The organism is Leclercia sp. LSNIH1 (assembly GCF_002902985.1).
In the GTDB taxonomy this organism is placed as follows: Bacteria; Pseudomonadota; Gammaproteobacteria; order Enterobacterales; family Enterobacteriaceae; genus Enterobacter.
In genome coordinates, this window is sequence record NZ_CP026167.1 from 1,589,607 (window position 1) to 1,615,475 (window position 25,869).

The following is a 25,869-nucleotide window of genomic DNA, read 5'->3' on the forward strand; positions in this document are numbered from 1 at the left end:
TCCTCACACAAAGCGGCAGCTGATGGAGCCCATGTTGCCGTAGTCCACGTGGAAGGTATCGCCTCTGCTGGCGGGCACCGGACGGGTAAACGAACCGCCGAGGATGATCTGGCCGGGTTCCAGCTGCACGTCGTAGGGGGCCAGCTTGTTCGCCAGCCATGCCACGCCGTTGGCCGGGTGGTTGAGCACGCCCGCGGCAACGCCGGTCTCTTCGATCACGCCGTTGCGATAGAGCAGGGCAGAGATCCAGCGCAGATCCAGCTCGTCCGGGCGGATCGGGCGCCCGCCGAGGATCACGCCCGCGTTGGCGGCGTTATCGGAGATGGTGTCGAACACTTTGCGCGGGCGCTGGGTTTCCGGATCGATGTTGTGGCAGCGGGCGTCGATCAGCTCCAGCGCGGGGATGACGTAATCCGTGGCGTTGTAGACATCGAACATCGTGCAGTTCGGGCCGCGCAGCGGTTTCGCCAGCACGAAGGCCAGCTCCACCTCAATGCGCGGAACGATAAAGCGATCGGTGGGGATATCGCTGCCGTCATGGAAGAACATGTCGTCCAGCAGGGCGCCGTAGTCTGGCTCGCTGATCTGCGAGCTGGCCTGCATCGCCTTCGAAGTAAGGCCGATCTTGTGGCCTTTCAGGGTGCGGCCTTCGGCGATTTTCAGGCTTACCCATTCGCGCTGGACGGCGTAGGCGTCGTCAATGGTGATCTGCGGGTAATCCAGCGAGATCGCACGGATCTGCTCCCGGGTCTGTTCCGCCTGATGCAGGCGATGGGCAATCAGGGTGTGGGTCTGTTTGTCGAGCATGGCGATATCCTGTGGCATTGCATTGCCGGGTGGCGCTACGCTTACCCGGCCTACGGTTGATGCTGCTGTTTGCCGGGTGGCGCTGTGCTTACCCGGCCTACGATTGATGCTGCTGTTTGCCGGGTGGCGCTGCGCTTACCCGGCCTACGTTCGGGGCCGTTGTAGGCCCGGTAAGCGCAGCGCCACCGGGCGAGAAGACGGCTACGTAAACAACGCGTGTACGTTGTTTTGTTTGTAATTGAGCGTCGGGTGCAGTTCATCGAGCTCAAACGACAGCGCCAGATAGCGGGCGGCCATGAGGTCGGCAAAATGCGCTTTGATCAGCGCAAACAGCATTTCACCCACCTCTTCCCGGCTTTCCAGGCTGCGCCCGGCGCCAATCTTCAGCGTCATATGCACAAAGGCGTAATCCTGCTTGCCGTCGGCCATCTGCCAGGTATCCAGCCAGTGGGCGCGGCTGCGGATCCCGCCGAGGGGGAAGATGCCCGTAGCGGCCAGCGCCTCGTTGACTTTGGCGAACAGCCCCGGCAGGTCGGCCTGGTCGCGGATGTTGTCGGTGCATTCAGCAATAAAGTGCGGCATGGGACATCCTTATGCGGGCAGAGGAAAAACGGCGTTAACCTGACCGGTGCCGGAGCTGGGGAATAGCTCGGTGAGAAACTCCACCTTGCCGTCGTATCTGTCCCAGCCGAGCATGCCCAGCAGCATTACCGTGTCGTGCATATTGCCTTCGCCGTAGCAGTAGTCGGCGTACTCCGGCAGCATGCTGCAGAACTCTTTGAACTGGCCTTCGCGCCACAGCTTCACCACCCGCTCATCCATCTGGCGATCAAACTCGCGGGTGTAGCTGTTCATCCCCTCTTCGGCGCGCTGGTCGTCAATAAAGCGGTGCGACAGCGAGCCGCTGGCAAGCACCGCCACGGTGCCGTCATACTTTTCGATGGCGCTCAGGATGGCCTCGCCCAGCCTGCGGCTGTCGGCGAAGTCGTGAACCGTGCAGAACGCCGAGATGGAGACCACTTTGAAGTGCTTGTCCGCGTTCATGTAGCGCATCGGCACCAGGGTGCCGTACTCCAGCTTCAGGCTCGGGATGTTGTGCGCTTTGGCGCGCACGCCAAGCTTCACCGCCTCGTCGGCGATCAACTGCCCGAGCTCCGGGTTGCCGTCGTAGTCGTAGGTCATGTCGCGGATAAAGTGCGGCAGCTCATTGCTGGTGTAGACGCCCGAAAAATGGTCCGCACAGTTGATGTGATAGGCGCTGTTCACCAGCCAGTGGGTGTCGAAGACGATAATGGTATCGACGCCCATCTCGCGGCAGCGTCTGCCGATCTCTTTATGCCCCTCGATGGCCCCCTGACGGCAGCCAAAGTTTTTACCGGGGATCTCAGAGAGATACATCGACGGAACGTGGGTGATTTTTGCTGCTAACGCTAACTTGCCCATTTCATACTCCCCACTTCGGGATCGGATGGTCGCCCATCGAGATACAGACGTTTTTCATCTCGGCGAAGACTTCAAAGCTGTACTCGCCGCCTTCGCGTCCGGTGCCGGAGGCCTTCACGCCGCCAAACGGCTGGCGCAGGTCGCGCACGTTCTGGGTGTTCACAAACACCATGCCCGCCTCGATATTGCGCGCCAGACGCAGCACCTTGCTGACGTCCTGGGTCCAGATGTAGGACGCCAGGCCGTACTCCACGTCGTTCGCCAGGCGCAGCCCTTCCGCTTCGTCCTTAAACGGCAGCAGGCAGGCCACCGGGCCGAAGATCTCCTCCTGCGCCACGCGCATGCGGTTGTCGACATCCGCCAGCACCGTTGGGCGCAGGAAGTTGCCGCCTTTCAGATGGACAGGCAGATCCGCCGGTTTATCCGGGCCGCCCGCCAGCAGGGTCGCCCCCTCTTCAATGCCCAGGCGGATATAGCCGGAGACTTTCTCCCAGTGCTGTTGGCTGATAAGGGCCCCGATCTGGGTATTCGGATCGGTCGGATCGCCCACCCGCAGGCGGTTGGCGCGCTCGGCGAAGCGTTTGACGAATTCCGGGTAGATGCTCTGCTGGATGAAGATGCGCGAGCCCGCGGTGCAGCGTTCGCCGTTGATGGAGAAGATGGTGAACAGGGCGGCATCCAGGGCGCGTTCGATATCGGCATCTTCAAACACCAGCACCGGCGATTTGCCCCCCAGCTCCATGGAGTATTTTTTCAGCCCGGCGCTCTGCATGATGCGCCGTCCGGTGGCGGTGCCGCCGGTAAAGGAGACGGCCCGCACGTCGTGATGACGCACCAGCGCGTCGCCCGCCGTGGCGCCATAACCCTGCACCACGTTCAGCACCCCCGCCGGAATACCCGCCTCCAGCGCCAGCTCGCCTAAGCGGTCGGCGGTGAGCGGCGACAGCTCGGACATCTTCAGCACCGCGGTGTTACCCAGCGCCAGGCAGGGGGCGACCTTCCAGGTGGCGGTCATAAACGGCACGTTCCATGGCGAGACCAGGGCGCAGACCCCCACCGGTTGCACCAGGGTGTAGTTCAGCATCTTGTCGTCGACCGGATAGGTCTTGCCGTTCATCTGCTGGCACACTTCGGCGAAGAACTCGAAGTTGTGCGAAGCGCGCGGGATCAGCACGTTTTTGGTCTGGTGGATCGGCAGACCGGTGTCCGCGGTCTCCATCGCGGCGATCTCCGGCACGTTCTGGTCAATCAGCTCGCCCAGGCGACGCATCAGGCGCGCGCGCTCTTTCATCGGCAGGTTGGCCCATTTCGGGAACGCCGCTTTAGCTGCTTCGACGGCCTGGTTGATCTCATCTGCGCCGCCGGAAGCCACCTCCGCCAGCACCTCGCCGGTAGCCGGGTTGGTAGTGTGGAAGGTGTCGCTACCCGCCACGTTTTTACCGTTGATCCAGTGGTTAATCTTTTTCATTATTTGGCCTCCTCGCTGACAATCCGGTTGACCAGACGGCCAACGCCTTCCACTTCCACGACCACTTCATCTCCCGGGCGCACGTCGGCGAGCCCTTTCGGCGTGCCGGTGGCGATCATGTCCCCCGGTTGCAGGGTCATAAATTCACTTAAGTAAGCAATCAGGAACGGGATGCTGAAGATCAGATCCGCCGTGGTCCCTTCCTGACGTAATTCACCGTTGACGAAAGTGCGCAGGGTGAGGTTATGCGGATCAGGAATGGCTGCTTTTGGCACGATGTTGGGGCTGATGGGGGTTAACCCGTCGCGGCTTTTGACCCGCAGATTCGGGCGGTAGTAGTTTTCGAGATAGTCGCGGATGGCGTAGTCGTTACAGACCGTGTAGCCCGCAACAAAATCCATCGCCTCGGCTTCGCTGACTTTACGCGCGGTTTTGCCGATCACCACCACCAGCTCCGCTTCGTAGTGCATGTACTCAACGTTGTCCGGGCGTACCGAGGTCTGGTTGTCGCCGTTGAAGGTATTGGGCGCTTTGATAAAGACCAGCGGCTCGGTCGGTGGCGTGAATGCCAGCTCGCTGGCGTGATCGGCGTAGTTCAGGCCGAGGGCGAACAGCGTGGGGTGAGGATTTGCACCCCGAGCGATGGCGACGTCGCGTTCATCGACAACCGGGTTTTCCAGCGCCGGAAAGCCTTCTGCCAGAATGCGCACGCGGTCGCCTGGCTGGAGCGGCACGCGCGAGTGCGGGGTGCCGAGCAGAATCGCGTCGCCGGGGTTGAGCGTTGCAAACTCACTCAGGGCGCTCAGCAGTTCAGCGGCGTTACGCTGCAAATCGGCGGTGTTCCAGTGGTCTGCTTCGCGACCGTTGATCTCGGTGATGATGTTCAGGTTATCCACGTTGTCGACGGCGGCGAGTTCACCCAGCGGGCAAAATCCATCCCGGCATTTGGCTTTGATTGCCGGGCGGTAGAAGCTCTCTTCCGGCAGGCTCACCTCGTTTGCCAGCGCGTACCCGGCAATGTAGTCGGCGGCCTCTTCCGGGCTGACTTTGCTCGCGGTTTTGCCGACAATCAGCGCCACCGTGGCGCCGCTCAGCACCTGTTCCCCTTCAGGATGCGGAATAGCATCGCCGGCGCGGATCAGAGTGTTGCGCGGTTTAATAAACCAGACGGCGGTTTTCGGTGGCGTGTTGTACGGGGGCTGGTTAAACGCGTCGCGCCAGGCGTCGACCTGGCTGCGGTGATTGAGTGCCACCGCAAAAACAGTACCTTTCATTACTTTCTCCTCGGGCCCGGGTCGCGGGTTTTGAGTTCATTAATATGTTAATGATTAGTTTTTAGTCCCTCGCTGTCTGTTTGGCAAACAAAAGTGAATATTTTGTGATAGTGATAACAATAAATTTACATTTACCTAAAATTAATGATATATATCAGTAGTTTAATATTTTAATGTGATATCTGTTAGACTTTTCAGTCGCGCCGCTGGTGCGCAGAGAGAGCGTTATACATTGATTGTTTCGTTATTAATGATGTTGAGGTGGGAGCGCCATGCACGATTCGTTAACTATCGCACTACTCCAGGCGCGGGAAACCGCGATGACCTTTTTTCGCCCGATTATCAAGCAGCAGAATCTGACGGAGCAGCAGTGGCGGATCGTGCGCGTGCTGGCGGAGCATCCGTCGATGGATTTTCATGACCTGGCCTTCCGCACCTGTATTCTGCGCCCGAGCCTGACCGGGATCCTGACGCGTATGGAGCGCGACGGGCTGGTGCTGCGCTTAAAGCCGCTCAACGACCAGCGCAAGCTCTATGTCTCCCTCACCAAAGAGGGGAACGCCCTGTATGAACGCGCCCAGGCGCAGGTGGAAGAGGCCTATCAGCAGATTGAGGCGCGGTACACGCCGGAAAAAATGCAGCAGCTGACGGCGCTGCTACAGGAGTTTATTGCGCTGGGCGATGGGCAGGTTAACAGCCAGGAAGAGGAGTAGATCGCTTCGGTCATCAACACAATTTCCGTAAAGTTTTCCCATTCCAGGCCGAAAATTCTGTACCTGTCTGGTGGAATGAGAAATCATGTTAAATCGTATCAAGATTGTTACCAGCTTATTGCTGGTTTTGGTTATTTTTGGCCTATTACAGCTCACATCCGGTGGTCTTTTCTTTAATGCCCTGAAGCATGACAAAGAAAACTTCACCGTCCTGCAAACCATTCGTCAGCAACAATCCACGCTTAACAGCAGCTGGGTAGCGTTGCTGCAAACCCGTAACACCCTGAACCGCGCGGGCATCCGCTACATGATGGATCAGAACAACATCGGTAGCGGTGCCACCGTGAACGATCTGATGCAGATTGCTGCTGCTTCACTGAAGCAGGCGGAAAAAAGCTGGGCGGAGTACGAAGCCCTGCCGCGTGACCCGCGTCAGAGTGAAGGCGCCGCGCTGGAAATCAAACGTAACTACGATATCTATCATGGTGCGCTGGCCGAACTGATCCAGCTGCTGGGCGCAGGCAAGATCAATGAGTTCTTCGATCAGCCGACCCAGAGCTACCAGGATGGCTTTGAGAAGCAGTACGTTAACTATCTGCAGCAGAACGATCATCTGTATCAGACCGCCGTGGACGACAGCAACAGCTCTTACAGCCAGGCCCTCTGGATCCTGCTCAGCGTGCTGATCCTGGTGCTGGTGGTGATTGTCGGCGTGTGGCTGGGTATCCGTCACTCTCTGATCTCTCCGCTGAACCGTCTGACTGACAGCATTCGTCATATCGCCGGCGGCGATCTGGTGAAACGCATCGAAGTGGAAGGTTCTAACGAGATGGGGCAGCTGGCCGATACGCTGCGTCACATGCAGGCTGAACTGATGCGTACCGTCGGCGACGTGCGTAATGGCGCTAACGCCATCTACAGCGGCGCGAGCGAAATCTCCATGGGTAACAACGATCTCTCCTCCCGTACCGAGCAGCAGGCGGCCTCGCTGGAAGAGACCGCAGCCAGCATGGAAGAGCTGACCGCCACCGTGAAGCAGAACGCCGAGAACGCCCGTCAGGCGAGCCATCTGGCGCTGAGCGCATCCGAAACCGCGCAGAAAGGCGGCAAAGTGGTGGATAACGTGGTGCAAACCATGCGTGACATCGCCGGAAGTTCGCAGAAGATTGCTGACATCATCAGCGTCATCGACGGTATTGCCTTCCAGACCAACATCCTGGCGCTGAACGCGGCGGTAGAAGCGGCGCGTGCCGGTGAGCAGGGGCGTGGTTTTGCGGTGGTCGCGGGTGAAGTCCGTAACCTGGCCCAGCGCAGCGCCCAGGCCGCACGCGAGATCAAGAGCCTGATTGAGGACTCCGTGGGTCGCGTCGAAGTGGGTTCCACGCTGGTGGAAAGCGCCGGTGAGACCATGGGTGAAATCGTCAGCGCGGTGACCCGCGTAACCGACATTATGGGTGAGATCGCCTCTGCCTCTGATGAGCAGAGCCGCGGGATCGACCAGGTGGGTCTGGCGGTGGCCGAGATGGATCGCGTCACCCAGCAGAACGCCTCGCTGGTGCAGGAATCTGCGGCTGCGGCAGCGGCACTGGAAGAGCAGGCGAGCCGTCTGACTCAGGCAGTGGCGGTGTTCCGCATTCAGCAGGAGCAGCAGAAAGCCCATGCACACGCGGCGGTGAAAACCGTGACGTCGCCGGTAACGACGCGCAAAGCGGCGGTTACCGACAGCGGTGACAACTGGGAAACCTTCTGATGTGAATAGCGCCCTGTTCAGGCAGGGCGCTGTTTTTGTGCCCGGCGGCGCTGCGCTTGCACGGGCCTACGATTTTGTAGGCCGGGTAAGGCGAAGCCGCCACCCGGCACTATTACTGCTGATGCGGATCGCTGATCGGCTGACGCACCAGGAAGATATAGGCTAACGCCCCCAGCGCCGTGACGCAGCCGCAGATGATCAGCGCCAGGCGGAACGAGTGGGTGGTGTCGACGATAAACCCGGTGACAATCGGGGCAAACGAGGCGCAGATGAAACTGGCGAAGTTTTGAATGCTGCCCACCGAGGCGGTCATTCGTGATGCCACGGCCACATGGATCAATCCCCAGCACGACGTGCCCGCAAAGTGGATGCAGAACAGCGCCATCCCAATCAGCAGTACCGCACTCATCGCCGTGGTCGCTTCCGGTACCACGAAGGTGAAGGCCGCCGAACAGAGCATCCCGCTGATAATGCACAGCTTACGGCTGCGTACCGGCGCCATGCCGCGTTTCACCAGCGCATCGGTGGTGAAGCCATTGACTAACATCCCCGCCGCACCAAACAGGAATGGAATGGCCGCCATCAGGCCGGTGCTTTTCAGATCCAGGTTATAGGCCGTTTGCAGATAGCCCGGCAGCCAGGCCAGATAGAGCCAGGCGGTATAGTTGATGCCGCTAAAGCCCAGCATCATTCCCCACATGGTGCGGTTGCGGAACAGGCTGCGCCATTCAGCAAAGCTTAAGGGATCGCGACGGGTGTTAACGCTACCGGCGTTGAGGTACGCCTGCTCGACGCCGCTCAGCTCGAGCTCCTCGCGGTTGCGATAGAGCATGTACCAGCCAATAGCGAGGAAAATACCCAATACGCCGATGGTGATAAACATCCCGCGCCAGCCCATCACCAGCATCATTGCCGCCAGCAGCGGCGGGCTGATGGCCACGCCGATGGTCGAGGCGGCGTTGAAAAAGCCCATCGGACGGCCACGCTCTTTGATGTTGAACCAGTCGTTAATTACCTTTACGCCACAGGGGTTCATCGGCGCTTCGCCAATCCCCATCCCGATGCGCACCAGCACGAACTGGGTAAAGCTGTGAACCATTCCGGACATCGCCTGGAACAGCGACCAGAAGAACATTCCCAGCCCCAGCATCAGGCGCGGGCCTTTGCGGTCCAGCAGCGGGCCGCAGGGCAGCTGGGCGATACCATACGCCAGCGAGAACACCGATAGCAGGGCGCCGATCTCGGTGGCGCTGAGACCCAGCTCCTCGCGAATGGTAAGATTTGCCACCGACAGCGAGCTGCGATCGAGATAATTAATGACCGCGGCAAAAAACAATAACAGCATCGCTGTCGTCTGGATGCGCTTTATTCGCGCGCTACGCTGAATAGCACCTGTTGGCGGCAGAGAAATATCTGTTGTCTTTTCTTTGTCAAAGGTGGTCTGCGGGTCGAGAGTTATATTGCTTTTTTCCACGCCGGACTCCTGAATTATTGTAGGGGTATTCTCTGATCTTTTATTAGAGAAATATCTATAACGATAAGTGATGGAATATCCGCATTCCTCACCGCGCAATAAAAAATTAAGTCGACTCCCGGTGAGCATAGGCAGCCGTTATTTTCCCGCGTGTGTCCGATCGCGGAAGCGTGCTGTCCGTAAAGATTTGCTGTTTTTAATCGGTACTTAATAAAAGACCGTCGCGCTCTGGTTAATGGAGCGGATCATCGACTGTTTCGCGGTATGCAGGTGATTACGCATCGCCAGATTGGCATCCAGATCGTTGCGGCAGATAAGCGCGCTAAGGATGGTCATATGCTCATCGATGGCGATGATATTGCGCTGCTTCAGGTCGCTCTCATCCCACTGGTAGTGGAAATGGAAGATGAATGAGATGATCTCCAGCGACTGGTTGAAAAAGATGTTGTTGGCGGCGGAGAGCAGCAGGGAGTGGAAGTCGCGATCCAGCCGGGAGAACTGGCGAAAGCTGTCGCCGATGCTGTCGCGCAGGGCGCGGTGCTCCTCCAGCAGGGTGCGGGCCTGGAGCCAGCGCGGGTCGCTGTCGGGCAGATTGAGGAAATGCTGCAGAGCGTGGGTTTCGAGCATTTCGCGCAGCTCGAATAGCTGCTCAGCCCACGACTGATCAAACTGCTTCATTCGCCACTGGCCGCGCTTTTCGCTCTCGATCAGGTTGTAGCGGCTAAATTTAAGTAAGTACTCCCTTACCACCACCGGGCTGACGCCTGCGCTACGCGCCAGCGCCAGCTCCGAAAAGGCCTCTCCGGCACGCAGAATGCGCTGGTTGATCATCGACAAAAAGCTCTGCTCAAAAAGCCGGGTCTGCTCGGCCAGCGGCGCGATCTCGCAGCTGAAGCCATCGCTGGCGTCGGGCTTGCGGGCAATCACGTAGTCATTGTTCACCCGCGTCAGTACGCCGCAGTCGCAGAGATGGGCCTGGATGTGGCGCACGGTGGTGCGACTGATGTTGTACATCTCCGCCAGCGCGCTTTGTGAGGGCAGCGGTGACGGAATGTGGCCCCTCGCCATGTCGTCGATCACCTGGTTAATCACGTTATGACGCAAATTTTGCGAACGGCTCATGAAAGATTCCTTCTGGCAGAAAAGGGGGCATTAAAACCCTATTTAAAACGGCTTTATGCGCGGCAATTCACAAATCCCTTTATTGCCCACCCGTTATTTTGCGTTTTCATCAATATCTGAAACCACGACAGAACGGGAGAAACAAAAAATGATGACGATGAATACGCTGGTATGTCAGGAACCGAAAAAATTACTCTGGACGCAGCGGGAAGTGCCCGTTCCCGGCGATGATGAGGCGCTGATAAAAATAAAAACGGTGGGCATTTGCGGGACCGATATACATGCCTGGGGCGGCAATCAACCCTTTTTTAATTATCCCCGCGTGCTTGGGCATGAAATATGTGGCGAGGTGGTAGGGATCGGCAAAAATATTCGCACGCTGCATCAAGGCCAGCAGGTAGCCGTCATTCCTTACGTCGCCTGCCAGCAGTGTCCGGCCTGCCTGAGCGGCAAAACCAACTGCTGCGAAGCTATCTCGGTGATCGGCGTACATCAGGACGGCGGTTTTAGTGAGTATCTGTCGGTGCCGGTGAGCAACCTGCTGCCCGCAGACGGGATCGACCCCGAGGCGGCGGCCCTGATCGAGCCGTTTGCGATAAGCGCCCATGCGGTACGCCGCGCAGCCATTCAGCCGTGAGAGCACCTGCTGGTTGTGGGGGCCGGACCGATTGGCCTGGGGGCGGCGGCGATTGCGCATGCGGATGGCGCGCAGGTGGTGGTCGCCGATACCAGTCCCGCCCGGCGAGAACATGTGCAGCGCTCTCTGGGCGTAGCGGCGCTCGATCCCTCGGCAGCCGATTTTACCGATCGGCTGCGGGCGCAATACGACGGGGCCCTGGCGCAGAAGGTAATTGATGCTACCGGTAATCCGCAGGCGATGAACAATACCGTCAATTTGATCCGCCACGGCGGCACCATCGTCTTTGTCGGGCTGCACAAGGGCGATCTGCAATTCTCCGACCCGGAGTTTCATAAGAAAGAGACCACCATGATGGGGAGCCGCAACGCCACCGGGGAGGATTTCGCCAAAGTGGGACGGCTGATGGCTGAAGGCAAATTGACGGCAGAGATGATGCTGACCCACCGCTACGCGTTTCGTGAGCTGGCGGAAGTGTATGAGGCGGAGGTGATTAATAATCGCGGTCTGATTAAGGGCGTGATTGGCTTTTAACGGTTGCCATGCAGCGCCCGGGGAGGTGTTGGGCGCTGTTTTTTTCTTGCGAAGCGGGAGAGGCGAGCCTCTCCCGGGTTTACCCTTCCGCGTTAACCACTTTGATCTCCACCATCCCGATCCCCAGCTGGCGCGGAGAGTGGCCGAGAATATTCCCCTCGTTAGTGGACTCCGGTGCAGGCGGAACAATCACCAGCGTGCTGCTGTGCGACGGGTTGTCGAAATGCAGCGTCGTGGTGGTGACCTCGTTCCCCAGCGTCAGGGTCTGCTCTTTATCGCCAATACGTACCGGAATCGGTTTGTTAGCGTTTGGTCCCCAGGCTTTGGCGGTGATCACCAGGTCGAATTTCGCCGGCAGCGGCTGGTTATATTCGATCTTCACCTCATCACCCAGTTGGGCGTTAGACCAGCGTCCCCAGGATTCCGGACGCGAGATCCCGCTGAACTGCTTCACCTCTTCGGGCGCCCCGGCCACGTTAAAGACAAAGCTGTCAGCCTTGTAGCGGATGTCGTTGTCGGACACCTTGAGCATGTCGACGTTGCGCTGATAGCGATCGGTGCTGATCACTGTATCTTTAAACGCCGTCTTGCCCTTCCACTGCGCTTTATCGACATGCTGCACGGTCTGCTCGCCGCCTAACTGGCCCTGAGAAACACACCAGTCGGTAGAGAGCGCCAGCGGCTGCGACCAGAGCTGACCCATCTTGTAGCAGCGATCGACCCAGACGAAGTTATCCCGCGGGGCGAAGTCGGCCAACTGGTAGCGCAGCGGAGCCGAGTATTCGCTTTCCGGCAGCGGTTCCACTCGCTTATCGGAAACGCGCAGCAGCAGCGGCAGGCGGAAGTGGCTGTCGGAGAAGGCCATCATGTTTTTCTGGCTGTCGATGGTGAATTCTTTCAGCTCTTTCGGGAAGTTCCACAGGCGAATGACGTCCGGTTTCCACGCCAGCACTTTTTCCTTCATGTTGAGGAACACTTCAGACAGCGACTGCCCGGAGAGGCTACTGCGGCCCAGGCCGATAAAGTTATCCCCGCCGAGAATATCCAGCACCGTTGCGCCGTTATCCATGGTGTTGCGCTTCACGGCCATCACCTCCTGCTGCGGCTTATCGCCACGCAGGATAAAGAACAGGTTGCTGCGATCGTGCTTGTTCAGCGCATCCCAGGCGGTGTTTTTCATCGCCAGATGGTCGGAAGAGACCACAATCACCGTGTTTTTGAAATACGGCGAGGCTTTGATTTTTTCGATCAGCGCCGCAATGTGCTCCTGACTACAGCCCACCGCGCTAAAGGATTGATTGGGCTTGCCGTCAAGGGCATAGCGCTTGCGCTGGCAGGTGCGGGAGATAAAGCCGTCCGGGTGGTGCGTATCCACCGTCAGGGCAAACAGCGAGAAGCGTTTGCCGGACTGTGACAGCGCCTCGAATTTTTTCCAGGTTTCATCCAGCACCGTATCGTCATAGAAGCCCCAGTCGTTACGGTAGGTCGGATCCGCGACGGTGGTTTTTAACTCTTCTGCACCGTAGAGATGGTCAAAACCGTGGGACTTCAGGAACACATCTTTCCCTGCGAAACGGAGGTTGGCGCCCTGCATGAAGTAGTTCTCGTACCCGGAGTTTTTCAGGATATCGCCGAGACAGATATTCTGCGGGAAGAAGCTCGACACCGATGCGGAAGCGTTACCTTCAAACGGGGCGAACAGCGGAATGCCACACTGGGAGGCGACCATGCCGGCGATGGTGTAATCGGTGCCAGGCAGCTGCGCGGTGTGGCTGAAATCGATCCCCTCATTTTTGATAGCACCCAGCTCCGGCGCGAGATCCGGGAAGGCGTCATTATCAAAGTAGGTGCGCTCCAGGCTTTCGCCATAGATATAGACCAGGTTGAGTTTCGGGTTTGGAATGGTTTTACCCGGCTCTTTGTAATACGCCGCAAAGTCGGGATCGCCATCGCGGGACTGGGATTTCACCAGCTCGGTGATCTGGTGAAACGCCGGGCTGGCATCCACCGAGGCGAGGGCCAGTACCAGCGCCAGCAGGCTATAACCGAGATGATGCGGATGATGACGGCGGCGGCGCAGGATCCAGCCCAGCAGGCCGAATACCGCCACCAGGGCAACCACCACACCAATACCTGGAAGTATGTACTTACTAACCCCGGCACCGGTCAGACTGTTGGTCAGGGTATAGAGAACAGCATCGTTAATGCCGTCGCCGGTAAAGTAGTCACTGGCGTAGAGGGTAATGTTCAGTACGACAAAAAGCCCCAGCACCAGCAGGGTGACAGCAAACCACCAGGTGTTACGACCCGCTTTGCGGGAATAGATAACCACCGAGGCGATAAACAGGGCAACAGAAATAAACTCTGACAACAGCTTATCCTCAACAAAGGCATCCGCCGATTGGCGGATTAACTGTTTAATTTTTGGGTGATCCAATGTAATGGCGATGCCATCAAGCTGCAATTGTAGTGTCACGCAATTGTGCTGTTGTTAGGATTTGGTTTAGAAAATCGAATGTTTGACGGGCGTCGCTTTCTGCGGGGAAGGGGAGAAACGCCGCGGCAGCCGTCGCGGCGTGTCGGGGATCAGGAGATAAAGCTCATTCCCTGTTTCAGGACAAAATCACAGGCCTGGGCTTTGACCTTCTTCGCCAGCGGAGAGTTGCCGATGGTTTCCAGATTCAGCTGTTCGCCGTTATTGGCATTCAGCAGACCCTGGATCCCTTCCAGATAGTTGGTGTCCTGCTGCTGCTCTTCCTGGGTGTCGAGACCCAGCTTACCCAGCACCTGATTTTTAATGTTGGTGGCGTCGGTCATCGAGGCCAGCTTCTCTTTGGCGCAGTACTCGAGAATCCCGGCTGCGTTATTCATGTTGCTGGCAGAGAGCGACTGGGTGCCGTTGTTGAGCAGACCGGTGAGCGAGGAGAGGGAGAGGCCACCGCTCTGGGAGGTTGTGGTGGTGCTGTTGCTGCTGCCCGCGCTGAGCTGGCTGGCGGCGCTGTTGAGCGTATCCTGCCAGGAGGAGGCCGCCTGGGCTGTACCGGTCATCAGGAGGGCGCTGACTGCGGCGCTAAGAAGAAAATGTGTTTTCATAAGACCTACTCTGTCGATTGCCCGCCGGGGCGGAATGGCAGCCAGTATAAACCTCGCGACAGTGCAGGACTTGGGTAAATATCCTAATACTCTTTACCGGTAACGCGGCTGCGATAGCTTTCCCAGTCAAAAATCACATACAGACTGTTACCCAGTTTCATGCGATCCATCACCCGCTCGCCCAGCAGACGGGTCATCTCTTCAACGTTATGGTTGGTCAGCATGCCGGTCGGGCGTTTGGAGGAGGAGCGGCGATCGACAATCTGGTTAATGATCACCTTTTCATAGCGCGATTCGGTCTGCACGCCGATTTCATCAATCACCAGCAGATCCACGTTACTCAGATCGTTCAACAGCTGTTCTTCGCTGGTCTCCCGGTTGCTGAAGGTATCTTTCATGGCGGACATGATGTCAGCCACGGTGATGATCAGCACCGATTTACCGCGCAGCAGCAGCTCGTTGCAGATGGCCGCCGCGAGATGATTTTTGCCGGTGCCCGGCTTGCCGCTGAAGATAAAGCTGGCGATGTTGCCGTCAAACTCTTCTACGTACTGGCGCGCCTGTTGCAGAGCCTGGAGTTGTCCCTGGGTCTCCACCTTGTAGTTGTCGAAGGAGCAGTTCTGATGCAGAGGACGAATGCCGGAGCGGTTAAAGGTGCGCTGCATCTTCATGGCGCGGTTCTCCCGCGCCAGCGCCGCCGCACGGATCTTACCCTGCTCTTTTTGCCACGCCAGCAGCTCTTCACCGGTGGTAAAGGCCGGTTTGACGTTAGCGGGCATGATCTTCTGCAGACGTTTCATCAGTTCGCCGAACTCTTTCATTTGGCACCTCGGAATCCGTGGGGGATCTGTTTATCCGGTTCTGAAAAGGTATTCACATCGCGTCTGGCCTGGTTGCCGCTGCTGGCCCGGTTGATCTGCACGCTGCGCGCCAGCTTCTGCTGCCACTGGATATGGTGAAAGACTTTCCCTTCCGCCTGCCAGTACGCGGTAAAGGCGGCCAGCTCCTCAGGGGCGACGGGCTGGGTGAGGGCAATGCCCCACAGCGCCGCCTGACGCTGGAAATCGGGGTCCGGCTGCCAGCCACTGTACATGGCGAATTTGCCCATCGGCACCGCAACCGGCGCGCTGGTAGGCTCCTCGAAGAATTGGGTATCCAGAGTGACGTCACTGGCCGGGCGCGCCAGGCGCGCTTCCAGCTCCAGCAGCTCGGCCAGACGCTGCGGCGTGATGGCGTAAAAAGCCGGTGCGTTATCGGCGAAAACGGCGACAGTACCGCCTTGCGCCCTGGACAGCACGCCGCGGGGATCGTGCATAAAGGCATCAATGCCAGTGACGCTGGTGGTCAGGATTCTGGAGGACATAATACTTCTCTACTGAGTTACTGCGGACGAGATATGGGCTTATGGTAGCACAGAGAGGAGGGGGCAGGCAGGGGTCTGAAACCCGCTCCCTGACCCCCTGAAAAATCAGGAGATAATATTCAGCGTCACATCGATATTGTTGCGGGTGGCGTTAGAGTACGGGCAGACAATGTGCGCCGCATCCACCAGCTTTTTCGCCTCACTGGCGTCCATCCCTGGCAGGTGAATATTCAGTTTCGCTTCGATGCCAAACCCGGTTGGCAGCGGCCCGATCCCCACTTCGCCCTCAATAAAGGCATCCTGCGGCATGGTGATTTTGTCGCGGTTAGCCACAAATTTCATGGCGCCGAGAAAACAGGCTGAGTAGCCCGCCGCGAACAGTTGTTCCGGGTTGGTGACTTCACCGCCCGCGCCGCCCATCTCTTTGGGGACGCCCAGTTTGACATCCAGCACGCCGTCGGACGAGGTGGCGCGACCATCACGGCCGCCGGTAGCTTTGGCTTTGGCGGTATAGACAACTTTTTCTAAAGACATGGTAGGTTCCTTATCTCAGGGGTGAAAGCGCTAAGGACAGGTATAACGCAAGGCAACCTGAACCGCCATTTTTCGATAGTGTTGCCGCTGGGCCTGTTCATCGGCGCCATCCTCAAACAGCAGGGTGAAGGTGTAGCTGTTGGCCACATAGTGAAAGCTGAAGCTGCTGATGAGGCGATGCAAATCCCGGGCGTTCACCGTCTGGTTAAAGAGTTGCTTCTCTTTGCCGCGTTTGAGGATGGTTTCCAGCAGATCCAGCGCGCTGCGGTTCACCTGGCGCAGCAAGGCCGACTGCTGCATAAACCGGCCCCGCTGCATGTTCTCCATACAGATAATGCGGATGTAGTCCGGATGGTCGGCGTGATAGTCAAAGGTGGTTTCCACCAGCTCTACCAGCGCTTCTACCGGCGGCATTGCATCCAGGCTGAGCTGCATCTCACTGGCGCGGATCTGCGTGTAGACATATTCCAGCACCAGCAGGTAGAGGTTCTCTTTGGTCTTAAAGTGATACACCACCATCCGTTTGGTGGTGCCCGCTTTCTCGGCGATCTGCTCCATGCGTGCGCCGTTAAGCCCGTACTCGGCAAACAGCGAGAGGGCGCTGAGGAAGATTTTGTCTTTCAGGCGGGAGCCGTCGTCGTTTTCCGCGTTTTCGCTGCCGGGGTTAGACACATCTGCTCCTTACTTAGCCACATGAGAGCAGAGGATTATCACCACGGCAGCGGGAGAACACAACTCTCAAACCCGGGGGCGTTTGCGGTAGAGCCATAGCCCGGGGATCGACAGCCCGATTGAGAGGGCGCCGACGATTGACGAGGCTTTCAGGAAGTTAGTCAGCAGCATGATCATCTGCGCTTCGCTGTAGCCAAAGTGGCTAATTTTCACCGCCGAGATCATCGCGGTATAGGCAGAGATGCCCGGAAACATGGGGATCACCGCCGCGACGGTAAAGACTTTCGGATGCGCCAGATACCAGCGCGACCACTGGATCCCAATGCTGCCCACCAGCATCGAGGCCATAAAGGTCGACCATTCGATATTCATCCCGGCGGTCATCATCGTCATACGCGAGCCGTGGCCGATCGCCCCCAACAGCGCACACCACGGCAGGGCGCGATGGGGTACGTTAAATACCATGGCAAAACCCACCGCCGGAATGGCCGACAACATCATGTCCTGGGCCAGCGCCCAGAGAAAATCGATTACGCCCATCCGCGAAGTCCCCATAACGTCATGGCCATCACCACCCCAATACAGGTGGCGAGGGTGAGTAAACTGGCTATCGCCCAGCGGGCAAGACCGGTATTGATGTGACCTTTGAACATATCGGCCACGGCATTAATCAGCGGAAAGCCCGGCACCAGCAGCAGCACGCTGGCGGCCATGGCGATGGTCGGGGTGGTGGCAAAACCCGGCAGCCGCAGCAGCAGGCCGGAAACCGTGGTGGCGACAAAGGCGGTGATGCAGAAGTTAATTTGCGGGTGCAGATGCCGGCCCGTCAGCACCTGACGCACGTACATGGCGAGGGTGCTGGCGATAAAGGTCACCATAGCGCCATCCCAGCCGCCGTTGTTAAGTTTACAGAAGCAGGCGCAGGAGAGGCCCACCATCAGCACCACCAGCCAGCGTGGATAGCGCAACGGCTTGATCTGGCTGAAGCGTTTTTCGACCCCCTGCGCATCCAGCAGCTTGTGTTCCGCCATGATCACGATGTGTTGCACCTCGGTGACGACGTGCATGTTGATCCCGCGATCGTGGTTTTTACGCGTTGAGGTCAGACACTGGCCCGCTTTAATGGTGGTCAGCACAATCGCGTTAGAGGAGATGGCGCTCTCTACGCTGTCCATACCCAGAGCCAGCCCCAGTCGGGTAGAGAGCTCCTCCACCAGGGCGCTTTCGGCACCGTGTTGCAATAAAAAAAGGCCGCACTGAATACACAGTCGCGTGACGGCGCGTTGTGAGGATTGATCTGCCTGCATCTTTTGCCCTGAGGAGAGAGTGACGGGTGGATAGCCGGAATGTCTACTTTTAGCACACAAGCCGGTAGCGTTTGCTCTGGGCCAGATCAAGGTTTGAGCAGATTGATGCGGTAAATATACTTTTCGTTGAGCGAATTAATTATTAATTTCTATGGTTTTTATATTTACATATTTATTAAATCTATATTTAGAATATCTAACTTTCTCTTTTTAAAAATATAATGCACTACAGGTTAACATTGAAGAGTTATTTTGCGATATTAATGCTGTTTTGGCGGTGTATATATTTGTGATGCTGGTTCTTATCGCACTCTCATTTCGCTCAGCTAATGAAAAAGGAAAGACATTACATTTTTACGTCGCCCTGTTAAACAAACAGGTAATTAAGTTAGATGAACGACGTGGAATGAACGTATGAATGGATTCGGAGCGCAAATGCCGTCATTGATCTGTAAAAGTGTAATAATAATTGGAAAATCACCCATAATGCAGACCGGCCTCGGTAGCATTATGTCACGCTATTTCCCGGACTACGATCGTTCTTACTGTCGGACCCATGAAGAACTGACGCTTCTCCAATTGCGTCGCGCAGTTGTGGTCATCGTTGATATTTCAGATGAACAGCGTAATCCGCTTAATATATGCAATCAGTATCACGCATTACAAAATCAGTATCGGGATATTCACTGGATATTTTTGGTTTCTCGGGCAATTTATCCCCTCGCTGTTGAGCACTTGATGCGTCCAGAAAGTACGTTGCTATCCAACATGGAGCCCGTCGAAAGTGTGGTTAAGGCTATCCAGGCGGGTAGCGAAAACGCTGAACGTATTAGCCAGACGCTATTAATACCCGATCCAGATGATTTATATGACAACCAGGATGAAGTCATGTTGACCTTCTCGGAGCGCAAAGTATTACGCTTACTGGGAAAAGGATGGGGAATTAATCAAATCGCCGCATTGCTGAAAAAGAGTAATAAAACGGTAAGTGCGCAAAAAAACAGTGCCATGAGAAGACTTGCTTTAACGAGTAATGCCGAAATGTACGCGTGGATTAACAGCACTAAGGGAATGAAAGAGCTGAGTTTATTCTCTGCCTATGGAGAGCAAGACGAATGGAAAAGAACGCGAACAAAAGACATATCGCTATCGTCGAAAAGTGCATGATGAGTGGTATGGGGCTTAAGCATCTTTTTGCCAGCCCCGCACTTAAAAATTATGAAGTCCACCTGTTTAATAACATTAATAGTTTCCAGTCCTCACTTAGTTTTGTTCCATACACGTCGTTAATTTACTCCCTCTCGGATGAGCGGGAAGAGCGGCGTAATTGCCTGGTCTGTATTAAGGAAGTGGCTGCCACATACGGCATGATTCAGCGAATCGTACTGGCATCAGATGAGGCAGAAGCGAGCCTGATTAATCAGCTTTCGCCGTCACGCCTGCATGGGGTGATTCTCAAATCTGAGCCGCTCGCCGACCTGCAGGAGCACCTGAGCAAAATATTGAGCGAGAACCGACGGGTTAATGACGGGCATAATAACCACTGGAATATTCATCGTGGAAGACTGCTTAGCCCAACCGAGCGCGCCATTTTGCAGTTTATGTCGTGCGGCTTCTCCATCCCGGAAATTGCCACCCGGCTCGATCGCAACATCAAAACCATTCGTGCGCATAAATTCAATGCCATGATTAAGCTCGGGGTGCGTTCCGACGTGGGATTACTGCACGCAGCGGATATCCTGACCCATTTTCCCGTCCCGGATCCCCGCAACTCGCGCTTCATTTCCCAACACTTTTCATAACCCATGCAAAAGTCTGCGCCAGAACGGTTCTGGCGCGGGACTTACAGACAAACGTCTACCCATGTTGCCTGAGTGAGCTCGGCCATTCTTTCCGGAGAAATACGCACCGCGCTGTGGATCGCACCGGCAGCGGGCAGCACTTCCGCATACTGTCTGAGAGAGATGTCGCAATAGACCGCCAGCGGCGTTTCCAGTCCGAAAGGGCAGACGCCACCCACAGGATGCCCTGTGATTGTCACCACCTCGTCACTGCTCAGCATTCGGGCCTTTGCGCCAAACGTCTGCTTCAGCTTTTTGTTATCAAGACGCGCATCGCCTTTGGCAACCACGAGGATCACCTCATCTTTAATTTTTAGCGACAGCGTTTTCGCTATCTGACCCGGCGCGACGTTGTGGGCCTCGGCAGCCAGCGCAACGGTAGCGATACTTTGACCCAGTTCGATGACTTCAACATCCGGGGCGTGGTCAGCGAAAAACTGGCGCACAGACTGCAAACTCATTGTTTCCTCCAGAAAAATATTCTGCGTTGTCGTTCATAAGAGATGATGCCCTTTAAATATTTACCAGGTCACACGCTTCTGATATCAGCGATTTCTGGATCATCTTCACAATCACGGAAACCGGTTACAGTAACCGGTTGCAGACCATGATGCGGAGATTAATACTGATTACGTCACTTCCCCTGTATCCAATAATAAGAGTCGATTATGAAACCTATCCGTTTGAGCAGTCCCGCTGGTAAGCGAGCCAGCAAGGTGGTGAAAGTGGTATATGGAACACCGTGCGGCGTCACAACGCCCGAAACGATCGTCTGACAGGAGAGCCGTTATGTCTGCCAACCATGCTGCGTTTAACCTGATATTCCGATTTGTTGAAAACTATGTCAGCCCCATTGCCGGACGCATCTCCTCCCAGCGTCACGTGATGGCGATCCGCGACGGTTTTATCTCCGCGATGCCGTTTATGATTGTGGGCTCGTTCTTATTAGTGTTTGCTTACCCGCCGTTTTCGCCGGACACCACATGGGGCTTTGCCCGCGCCTGGCTGGATATGGCAAAACAGTTTGAAGGCCAGATCCTCACCCCCTTCGATATGACGATGGGCGTGATGTCCCTCTATATCTGTGCCGCTATCGCCTACAACCTGGGCAAGCATTATGTAAAAGCGTATCAGCTCGATCCCTTCATGTGCGCCATGCTGTCGCTGATGGCCTTCCTGCTGATCGCCGCGCCAAAAACCAAAGGCGCATTGCCGGTGGACAGCCTCGGCGGGACGGGGATCTTCACCGCCATTCTGGTGGCGATCTACTGCGTGGAGATGATGCGTTTTCTGAAGGCGCACAATATCGGTATTCGCCTGCCCGACCAGGTGCCGCCGATGATCAAGAACTCCTTCGACCTGCTGATCCCGGTGCTGGTGGTGGTGCTAACCCTCTATCCACTGAGCCTGCTTATTCAGTCGCAGTTTGGCATGCTGATCCCGCAGGCGATCATGGCCATCTTTAAACCGCTGGTGGCGGCGGCGGACTCGCTGCCGGCAATCCTGCTGGCGGTGCTGATTGGTCACCTGCTGTGGTTTGCGGGCATCCACGGGGCGGCGATTGTCTCCGGTATGCTGCAGATGTTCTGGCTCACCAACCTGGGGATGAACCAGACCGCGCTGGCGCAAAGCGCGCCGCTGCCACACATCTTTATGGAGGCGTTCTGGACTTTCTTCATTGTGATTGGCGGCTCCGGGGCCACGATGGGGCTGGTGTTCTGCTATCTGCGTAGCCGTTCGGCGCACCTGCGTTCCATTGGACGGCTGAGCGTGGTGCCGAGTATTTTCAACATCAACGAACCGGTGATCTTCGGTACGCCTATCGTGATGAACCCGGTGTTCTTTATCCCGTTCCTGCTGGCGCCAATGGTCAACGCGGTGCTGGCGTGGGCGGCGATGAAGCTGGATCTGATTGGCCGCGTGATTTCGGTGGTTCCCTGGACCGCTCCTGCGCCGGTGGGGGCTGCCTGGGCGCTGGGCTGGGACTTCAGGGCGGCGATCCTGGTCCTGCTGTTAGCGATGGTCTCCGCCATCATCTACTACCCGTTCTTTAAGGTGTACGAGAAGCAGCTGCTGGCGCAGGAGGCCGAAGAGGCCCAGCGTGCAGAAGAAGAGAGTCAGCAGGTCGCGTAATAAAAGCAAAACGGCAACCCTTGGGTTGCCGTTTTCATCTATTGGACCTGACAAACTATTTCAGCGTGCAATCGCCGCACTGCTGAACGTCCGGCAGGCGATAGCGCTGACAGCAGGTACGACGCACCAGCAGGCCGTCGCGCGGGACGACGGTGCGATAAAGCGGGTTGTCACGCCCATCGGAGAGCTGGCGGGCAAAGAAAATCGCCTGACGCAGCGCGTCCACTTTCTCATCCCCCAGCAGGGGTTTCATTTCGGTCAAATACCAGTGAATTAAATAGCCGGTATTGCTCCAGATAAGTTTGCCGTTGATCTCACCCGTCGCTTCCAGGACGTCAACCACCGGGACCAGCGCGCGTGTCACCAGCATTTCCATACGCTGCCGGGCCGAAAGGGAGGTTGCCTGGCTGTCCTCCTGAACGTCGATCCAGAAGCAGGCTGCGCGCCCGGTTTCGTGAAACTCAACGTGGAAATGTTCCGGGGAAATATCCAGCGCCACATCCTGGGTCAGCAGGGCCAGCATCATCGGTGGGACCATCAGCCCGATATACCACTGTGCCCACAGCGACAGCAGCGGCTTGTTTTCCCGCGCCATCGTGGACTGGTTGCGGTAGATATGATCGGAGTAGGTCGCCAGCAAAGACTGCAGTTCGGCAGGACGCTGCCACTGCGCCAGCGTCATGGCGTGATGAGGATGGGGTTCATCCAGCTTGATGACATCCAGCAGATAGGCACGCGTCTGACCGATAGCCTCACGCATCGCGTCCGCAAGCCCTGAAGGCCCGGCCGACAGTGGCGTTTGCCAGATAATATTCTCAACAGCGTGTGCGGAACGTGTGGCCATAAGTTAGCTGGATAAAAATCTAAATGATAATGATTGCCAATCCTAACTATAGATAAATCCGTGCGCAAGGCTTTTTACACATTCAGGTTTAACGCTGACAAATGAGAAAATCTATCATATGATATTGGTTATCATTATCGGTTTGAGAGATGAATCATGTTGAGCAGAGCGTTGGGAAGTGGCTGGGGCGTGATACTGCCGGGAATGGTCATGGCCGGGCTGGCGTGTACCGATCTGTCGTTAGCGGTCTGGAAAGTGATTATCGCGTCGGGCTTGCTGATTTCATCCGCCATGATCTGGCATAAACAACTGCGGCATTTCGTGCTGCTGCCATCATGTGTTGCGCTGATTGCGGGAATGTGGGTGCTGGTAATGAATCTGAACTAACGGGAGAAAAAGAGAGAAAATCAGGAGAGATAAGATAATTGGTGCGAGGGGGGGGACTCGAACCCCCACATCCTAAGGACACTAACACCTGAAGCTAGCGCGTCTACCAATTCCGCCACCTTCGCACAGTCATCTTATTTTTTGATATCGCCTCGTTGGTGCGAGGGGGGGGACTCGAACCCCCACATCCGTAAGGACACTAACACCTGAAGCTAGCGCGTCTACCAATTCCGCCACCTTCGCCCAGTGCGAGCAATATCAATCATGGTTATTGGTGCGAGGGGGGGGACTCGAACCCCCACATTCGTAAGGACACTAACACCTGAAGCTAGCGCGTCTACCAATTCCGCCACCTTCGCAGACCATCGATACAGTAAAAGTATCGTAACCACGGAGGCGCATTCTAGATGTTTTCAGCTTTTCGTCAACAGATAATTGTGCGGGAGATATTATTTGCTGCAAAAATGGCCTGAACGGGCGGCTCAGGCCAGCGGGAGACGTTACTTCTTCGCCTGGCGAGTCATGATGGCGCGGTAGATCTTAAAGCGGCCAGTTTGCGCCAGCACTTCGTGGAAGCCGAAGACTTCATCCAGCACTTTCGGGTACGGCAGGAAGGCGTTCGCCACGATTCGCAGCTCACCGCCGCTGTTCAGATGGCGTACCGCGGTACGAATCAAGGTCTGCGCGGCTTCGAGGCTGGTTTCCACACCGTCATGGAATGGCGGATTAGAGATAATCATATCGAAACGGCCGGTCACGTCGGAGAGGACGTTGGAGGCAAAAACTTCGCCTTCAATGTTGTTGGCCGCCAGGGTCGCGCGGCTGGCTTCGATAGCGGATGCACCCACATCGGTGAGGGTTAAACGCACTTTCGGCGAGTGGCTTGCCAGCACAGCGGAGAGCACGCCTGCGCCACAGCCGACATCCAGCACTTTGCCTTTGGTGTGCGGCGTAAAGGTGGAGAGCAGCAGCTGGCTGCCCACGTCCAGACCATCACGGCTGAAGACGCCCGGCAGGGTTTTGATGGTCAGGCCATCCAGCTGATATTCGCCCCAGTATTTTTCCGCGTCGAAGGTGGGTTTTTTGTCCAGGCGGCCATGGTAGAGGCCGCAGCGGCGGGCGCTGTCGACTTTGTTCAGCGTGACGTACTCCGCCAGCATCTGCTCAGCGCTGCGCACGCCGCTGCGGTTTTCACCGATCACGAAGATATCGCAACCCACCGGCAGGAGGGAGAGCAGGTTCATCAGCTGGAACTGGGCTTCGGGTTTGTTCTTCGGCCAGTAGTAGATCAGCGTATCGCAGTCGGCCACGTCGGCCTGTTCCGCCACCAGGCTGAAACGGGCGCGCTCGCCCATCTGACGGCTCAGGACCTGCCAGTGGTGATACTGCTGGGTGTGCGCACGGCTGTCGGCGCACTCGAAACGGGCAGGCAGGTCATCCTGCATATCTCCGGCAAACAGAATACGGCTTTGTTCGAAATCATCACTGTGACGCAGCAAGACTTCACTTGCCGGGGTAAATGCAGACATGAATTGTTCCTCAATAAACACAGGCGGGGATTATAGTAGGTAGATGGCGCAGATTCGACACATTTGGTATATTTGCGCGCCTGACAAACAGGAGTTTTTGCAATGGCATCCCGACGAGACAGGCAACTACAGCAACTGGGCATCACCCAGTGGGCGCTGCGCCGCCCGGCGGCATTGCAGGGCGAAATCGCCATCTCGCTACCGGCGCATATTCGTCTGGTGATGGTGGCGCAAAGCCTGCCCGCCCTGAGCGAGCCGGTGATCGCCGACGTACTTCGGGCGCTGAGGCTGGGTGCCGATCAGGTGCTACAACTGACGCCCGATCGCGTGGCCATGCTGCCCGAGGGCAGCCGCTGCAACAGCTGGCAGCTTGGCGTAAGAGAAGAGATTGCTCTGGAGGGGGCGAGTATGGCCTCTCCGGCGCTGGACGAACTTAACGTAAACCCGGCGGCACGTCGCGCGCTGTGGCAACAAATCTGCGAACATGAACACAATTTCTTCCCTCACGACGACTGATTTAGCGCAGGCTTTTGAGATCGAAAAACGCGCCCACGCCTTTCCGTGGAGTGAAAAAACCTTTGCCAGCAACCAGGGTGAGCGTTACCTGAACTATCGGCTGGATGTCGATAATCAGCTGGCGGCATTTGCCATCACGCAGGTCGTTCTGGATGAAGCGACGCTGTTTAACATCGCTGTGGATCCTGCTTTCCAGCGCCGTGGGCTGGGCAGAGAACTGCTGGAACATTTAATTCGCGAGCTGGAAGCACGAGACGTGTTCACGCTGTGGCTGGAAGTACGGGCGTCGAACGTCGCCGCCATCGCACTCTATGAGAGCCTGGGCTTTAACGAGGCGACGATCCGCCGTAACTATTACCCCACCGCAGAAGGACGTGAAGACGCCATCATCATGGCTCTGCCGCTTGGATAACTAAAAAAGGTTGTAA

The 25,869-nt window shown here is 56.8% G+C and carries 26 protein-coding genes, 3 tRNA genes and 1 pseudogene; 9 read left to right on the forward strand and 21 right to left on the reverse strand.

Annotated features, from left to right (window positions below; genetic code table 11):
* Nucleotides 1-3 precede the first annotated feature (3 nt).
* The 5 genes from hpaH to hpaG form a co-directional block, all read right to left on the reverse strand.
* The gene (hpaH, locus tag C2U54_RS07990) at nucleotides 4-807 is read right to left on the reverse strand and encodes a 2-oxo-hept-4-ene-1,7-dioate hydratase (protein ID WP_103178143.1); all 804 of its coding nucleotides are present in this window, start codon (nucleotides 805-807) and stop codon (nucleotides 4-6) included.
* A gap of 201 nt (nucleotides 808-1,008) precedes the next feature.
* Nucleotides 1,009-1,389 carry a 5-carboxymethyl-2-hydroxymuconate Delta-isomerase gene (locus C2U54_RS07995; protein ID WP_103178144.1) on the reverse strand — a complete coding sequence of 127 codons (381 nt, stop codon included), beginning with the start codon at nucleotides 1,387-1,389 and terminating at the stop codon, nucleotides 1,009-1,011.
* Between the two features lie 9 nt (nucleotides 1,390-1,398).
* Nucleotides 1,399-2,250, reverse strand: a complete 852-nt coding sequence (gene hpaD / locus C2U54_RS08000; protein WP_103178145.1) for a 3,4-dihydroxyphenylacetate 2,3-dioxygenase — start codon at nucleotides 2,248-2,250, stop codon at nucleotides 1,399-1,401.
* Between the two features lies 1 nt (nucleotide 2,251).
* A complete protein-coding gene (gene hpaE / locus C2U54_RS08005) occupies nucleotides 2,252-3,718 on the reverse strand; it encodes a 5-carboxymethyl-2-hydroxymuconate semialdehyde dehydrogenase (RefSeq protein WP_103178146.1) in 1,467 nt (488 codons plus the stop codon).
* Nucleotides 3,718-4,992, reverse strand: a complete 1,275-nt coding sequence (gene hpaG, locus C2U54_RS08010; RefSeq protein WP_103178147.1) for a 4-hydroxyphenylacetate degradation bifunctional isomerase/decarboxylase — start codon at nucleotides 4,990-4,992, stop codon at nucleotides 3,718-3,720. Before hpaG ends, hpaE begins: the two co-directional genes overlap by 1 nt.
* 272 nt (nucleotides 4,993-5,264) lie before the next feature.
* Between hpaG and hpaR the strand changes: the two genes are divergently transcribed.
* Nucleotides 5,265-5,705 (forward strand): homoprotocatechuate degradation operon regulator HpaR, encoded by a 441-nt coding sequence (gene hpaR, locus C2U54_RS08015; RefSeq protein WP_103178148.1) that lies wholly within the window; start codon nucleotides 5,265-5,267, stop codon nucleotides 5,703-5,705.
* An 85-nt stretch (nucleotides 5,706-5,790) separates the two neighbouring features.
* Nucleotides 5,791-7,455, forward strand: coding sequence for a methyl-accepting chemotaxis protein (gene tsr / locus C2U54_RS08020; protein WP_103178149.1), 1,665 nt, complete (start codon nucleotides 5,791-5,793; stop codon nucleotides 7,453-7,455).
* A 112-nt stretch (nucleotides 7,456-7,567) separates the two neighbouring features.
* On the opposite strand, the gene C2U54_RS08025 is transcribed toward tsr, so the two are convergent.
* Complete coding sequence (locus tag C2U54_RS08025; RefSeq protein ID WP_103178150.1) at nucleotides 7,568-8,929, reverse strand: MFS transporter; 1,362 nt, start codon at nucleotides 8,927-8,929, stop codon at nucleotides 7,568-7,570.
* Nucleotides 8,930-9,136: 207 nt separating this feature from the next.
* Nucleotides 9,137-10,051, reverse strand: coding sequence for a GntR family transcriptional regulator (locus tag C2U54_RS08030; protein ID WP_103178151.1), 915 nt, complete (start codon nucleotides 10,049-10,051; stop codon nucleotides 9,137-9,139).
* Between the two features lie 148 nt (nucleotides 10,052-10,199).
* Here C2U54_RS08030 and C2U54_RS08035 point away from each other — a divergent pair.
* Nucleotides 10,200-11,222 (forward strand): annotated as a pseudogene (locus C2U54_RS08035) (zinc-binding alcohol dehydrogenase family protein).
* A 79-nt stretch (nucleotides 11,223-11,301) separates the two neighbouring features.
* On the opposite strand, the gene opgB reads toward C2U54_RS08035, so the two are convergent.
* The 8 genes from opgB to C2U54_RS08075 form a co-directional block, all read right to left on the reverse strand.
* Entirely contained in the window at nucleotides 11,302-13,593 is a 2,292-nt protein-coding gene (gene opgB / locus C2U54_RS08040; protein ID WP_103181024.1) for a phosphatidylglycerol--membrane-oligosaccharide glycerophosphotransferase, read from the reverse strand.
* 215 nt (nucleotides 13,594-13,808) lie between these two features.
* Nucleotides 13,809-14,315, reverse strand: a complete 507-nt coding sequence (locus C2U54_RS08045; RefSeq protein ID WP_103178152.1) for a DUF2501 domain-containing protein — start codon at nucleotides 14,313-14,315, stop codon at nucleotides 13,809-13,811.
* 83 nt (nucleotides 14,316-14,398) lie between these two features.
* A complete protein-coding gene (gene dnaC / locus C2U54_RS08050; protein ID WP_103178153.1) occupies nucleotides 14,399-15,136 on the reverse strand; it encodes a DNA replication protein DnaC in 738 nt (245 codons plus the stop codon).
* A complete protein-coding gene (gene dnaT / locus C2U54_RS08055; RefSeq protein WP_103178154.1) occupies nucleotides 15,133-15,678 on the reverse strand; it encodes a primosomal protein DnaT in 546 nt (181 codons plus the stop codon). The genes dnaC and dnaT overlap by 4 nt, the downstream gene beginning before the upstream one ends.
* Before the next feature lie 105 nt (nucleotides 15,679-15,783).
* Nucleotides 15,784-16,212 carry an organic hydroperoxide resistance protein gene (locus C2U54_RS08060; protein ID WP_103178155.1) on the reverse strand — a complete coding sequence of 143 codons (429 nt, stop codon included), beginning with the start codon at nucleotides 16,210-16,212 and terminating at the stop codon, nucleotides 15,784-15,786.
* 30 nt (nucleotides 16,213-16,242) lie between these two features.
* The gene (locus C2U54_RS08065) at nucleotides 16,243-16,884 is read right to left on the reverse strand and encodes a TetR family transcriptional regulator (RefSeq protein ID WP_103178156.1); all 642 of its coding nucleotides are present in this window, start codon (nucleotides 16,882-16,884) and stop codon (nucleotides 16,243-16,245) included.
* Between the two features lie 66 nt (nucleotides 16,885-16,950).
* A complete protein-coding gene (locus C2U54_RS08070) occupies nucleotides 16,951-17,424 on the reverse strand; it encodes a threonine/serine exporter (protein ID WP_103178157.1) in 474 nt (157 codons plus the stop codon).
* Nucleotides 17,415-18,191, reverse strand: a complete 777-nt coding sequence (locus C2U54_RS08075) for a threonine/serine ThrE exporter family protein (protein ID WP_103178158.1) — start codon at nucleotides 18,189-18,191, stop codon at nucleotides 17,415-17,417. The genes C2U54_RS08070 and C2U54_RS08075 overlap by 10 nt, the downstream gene beginning before the upstream one ends.
* Before the next feature lie 435 nt (nucleotides 18,192-18,626).
* Between C2U54_RS08075 and C2U54_RS08080 the strand changes: the two genes are divergently transcribed.
* A complete protein-coding gene (locus C2U54_RS08080) occupies nucleotides 18,627-19,358 on the forward strand; it encodes a helix-turn-helix transcriptional regulator (protein WP_103181025.1) in 732 nt (243 codons plus the stop codon).
* Nucleotides 19,358-19,993: a DNA-binding transcriptional activator BglJ gene (gene bglJ, locus C2U54_RS08085; protein WP_103178159.1), complete on the forward strand. Its 636-nt coding sequence runs from the start codon at nucleotides 19,358-19,360 to the stop codon at nucleotides 19,991-19,993. Before C2U54_RS08080 ends, bglJ begins: the two co-directional genes overlap by 1 nt.
* A gap of 41 nt (nucleotides 19,994-20,034) precedes the next feature.
* Here the strand turns inward: bglJ and C2U54_RS08090 are convergent, their stop codons facing one another.
* A complete protein-coding gene (locus C2U54_RS08090) occupies nucleotides 20,035-20,493 on the reverse strand; it encodes a YbaK/EbsC family protein (RefSeq protein ID WP_103178160.1) in 459 nt (152 codons plus the stop codon).
* 328 nt (nucleotides 20,494-20,821) lie between these two features.
* Here C2U54_RS08090 and C2U54_RS08095 point away from each other — a divergent pair, with 328 nt between their 5' ends.
* A complete protein-coding gene (locus tag C2U54_RS08095; protein ID WP_103178161.1) occupies nucleotides 20,822-22,165 on the forward strand; it encodes a PTS sugar transporter subunit IIC in 1,344 nt (447 codons plus the stop codon).
* Between the two features lie 55 nt (nucleotides 22,166-22,220).
* On the opposite strand, the gene fhuF is transcribed toward C2U54_RS08095, so the two are convergent.
* On the reverse strand, nucleotides 22,221-23,009 hold the full coding sequence (fhuF, locus tag C2U54_RS08100) for a siderophore-iron reductase FhuF (protein ID WP_103178162.1): 789 nt from the start codon (nucleotides 23,007-23,009) through the stop codon (nucleotides 22,221-22,223).
* Between the two features lie 156 nt (nucleotides 23,010-23,165).
* On the opposite strand from fhuF, the gene C2U54_RS08105 reads away from it, so the two are divergent.
* Entirely contained in the window at nucleotides 23,166-23,396 is a 231-nt protein-coding gene (locus C2U54_RS08105; protein WP_103178163.1) for a DUF1435 domain-containing protein, read from the forward strand.
* 39 nt (nucleotides 23,397-23,435) lie between these two features.
* Here C2U54_RS08105 and C2U54_RS08110 read toward each other — a convergent pair.
* The 4 genes from C2U54_RS08110 to rsmC all read right to left on the reverse strand — a co-directional run bounded on the left by C2U54_RS08110 (nucleotide 23,436) and on the right by rsmC (nucleotide 24,925).
* Nucleotides 23,436-23,521, reverse strand: a tRNA-Leu gene (locus C2U54_RS08110).
* A 31-nt stretch (nucleotides 23,522-23,552) separates the two neighbouring features.
* Nucleotides 23,553-23,639: transfer RNA gene (locus C2U54_RS08115), tRNA-Leu, on the reverse strand.
* Nucleotides 23,640-23,668: 29 nt separating this feature from the next.
* Nucleotides 23,669-23,755: transfer RNA gene (locus C2U54_RS08120), tRNA-Leu, on the reverse strand.
* A 141-nt stretch (nucleotides 23,756-23,896) separates the two neighbouring features.
* The gene (rsmC, locus tag C2U54_RS08125; protein ID WP_103178164.1) at nucleotides 23,897-24,925 is read right to left on the reverse strand and encodes a 16S rRNA (guanine(1207)-N(2))-methyltransferase RsmC; all 1,029 of its coding nucleotides are present in this window, start codon (nucleotides 24,923-24,925) and stop codon (nucleotides 23,897-23,899) included.
* Between the two features lie 102 nt (nucleotides 24,926-25,027).
* Between rsmC and C2U54_RS08130 the strand changes: the two genes are divergently transcribed.
* On the forward strand, nucleotides 25,028-25,441 hold the full coding sequence (locus C2U54_RS08130; protein WP_103178165.1) for a DNA polymerase III subunit psi: 414 nt from the start codon (nucleotides 25,028-25,030) through the stop codon (nucleotides 25,439-25,441).
* Complete coding sequence (gene rimI, locus C2U54_RS08135) at nucleotides 25,410-25,853, forward strand: ribosomal protein S18-alanine N-acetyltransferase (protein WP_103178166.1); 444 nt, start codon at nucleotides 25,410-25,412, stop codon at nucleotides 25,851-25,853. Before C2U54_RS08130 ends, rimI begins: the two co-directional genes overlap by 32 nt.
* Nucleotides 25,854-25,869: the final 16 nt, after the last annotated feature.

What these genes read in the sequence shown, in the direction of transcription:
- hpaH (WP_103178143.1), bottom strand. Translation starts at nt 807, where the DNA reads ATGCTCGACAAACAGACCCACACCCTGATTGCCCATCGCCTGCATCAG.
- C2U54_RS07995 (WP_103178144.1), bottom strand. Translation starts at nt 1,389, where the DNA reads ATGCCGCACTTTATTGCTGAATGCACCGACAACATCCGCGACCAGGCC.
- hpaD (WP_103178145.1), bottom strand. Translation starts at nt 2,250, where the DNA reads ATGGGCAAGTTAGCGTTAGCAGCAAAAATCACCCACGTTCCGTCGATG.
- hpaE (WP_103178146.1), bottom strand. Translation starts at nt 3,718, where the DNA reads ATGAAAAAGATTAACCACTGGATCAACGGTAAAAACGTGGCGGGTAGC.
- hpaG (WP_103178147.1), bottom strand. Translation starts at nt 4,992, where the DNA reads ATGAAAGGTACTGTTTTTGCGGTGGCACTCAATCACCGCAGCCAGGTC.
- hpaR (WP_103178148.1), top strand. Translation starts at nt 5,265, where the DNA reads ATGCACGATTCGTTAACTATCGCACTACTCCAGGCGCGGGAAACCGCG.
- tsr (WP_103178149.1), top strand. Translation starts at nt 5,791, where the DNA reads ATGTTAAATCGTATCAAGATTGTTACCAGCTTATTGCTGGTTTTGGTT.
- C2U54_RS08030 (WP_103178151.1), bottom strand. Translation starts at nt 10,051, where the DNA reads ATGAGCCGTTCGCAAAATTTGCGTCATAACGTGATTAACCAGGTGATC.
- C2U54_RS08045 (WP_103178152.1), bottom strand. Translation starts at nt 14,315, where the DNA reads ATGAAAACACATTTTCTTCTTAGCGCCGCAGTCAGCGCCCTCCTGATG.
- dnaC (WP_103178153.1), bottom strand. Translation starts at nt 15,136, where the DNA reads ATGAAAGAGTTCGGCGAACTGATGAAACGTCTGCAGAAGATCATGCCC.
- dnaT (WP_103178154.1), bottom strand. Translation starts at nt 15,678, where the DNA reads ATGTCCTCCAGAATCCTGACCACCAGCGTCACTGGCATTGATGCCTTT.
- C2U54_RS08060 (WP_103178155.1), bottom strand. Translation starts at nt 16,212, where the DNA reads ATGTCTTTAGAAAAAGTTGTCTATACCGCCAAAGCCAAAGCTACCGGC.
- C2U54_RS08070 (WP_103178157.1), bottom strand. Translation starts at nt 17,424, where the DNA reads ATGGGCGTAATCGATTTTCTCTGGGCGCTGGCCCAGGACATGATGTTG.
- C2U54_RS08075 (WP_103178158.1), bottom strand. Translation starts at nt 18,191, where the DNA reads ATGCAGGCAGATCAATCCTCACAACGCGCCGTCACGCGACTGTGTATT.
- C2U54_RS08080 (WP_103181025.1), top strand. Translation starts at nt 18,627, where the DNA reads ATGCCGTCATTGATCTGTAAAAGTGTAATAATAATTGGAAAATCACCC.
- bglJ (WP_103178159.1), top strand. Translation starts at nt 19,358, where the DNA reads ATGAGTGGTATGGGGCTTAAGCATCTTTTTGCCAGCCCCGCACTTAAA.
- C2U54_RS08090 (WP_103178160.1), bottom strand. Translation starts at nt 20,493, where the DNA reads ATGAGTTTGCAGTCTGTGCGCCAGTTTTTCGCTGACCACGCCCCGGAT.
- C2U54_RS08095 (WP_103178161.1), top strand. Translation starts at nt 20,822, where the DNA reads ATGTCTGCCAACCATGCTGCGTTTAACCTGATATTCCGATTTGTTGAA.
- fhuF (WP_103178162.1), bottom strand. Translation starts at nt 23,009, where the DNA reads ATGGCCACACGTTCCGCACACGCTGTTGAGAATATTATCTGGCAAACG.
- C2U54_RS08105 (WP_103178163.1), top strand. Translation starts at nt 23,166, where the DNA reads ATGTTGAGCAGAGCGTTGGGAAGTGGCTGGGGCGTGATACTGCCGGGA.
- rsmC (WP_103178164.1), bottom strand. Translation starts at nt 24,925, where the DNA reads ATGTCTGCATTTACCCCGGCAAGTGAAGTCTTGCTGCGTCACAGTGAT.
- C2U54_RS08130 (WP_103178165.1), top strand. Translation starts at nt 25,028, where the DNA reads ATGGCATCCCGACGAGACAGGCAACTACAGCAACTGGGCATCACCCAG.
- rimI (WP_103178166.1), top strand. Translation starts at nt 25,410, where the DNA reads ATGAACACAATTTCTTCCCTCACGACGACTGATTTAGCGCAGGCTTTT.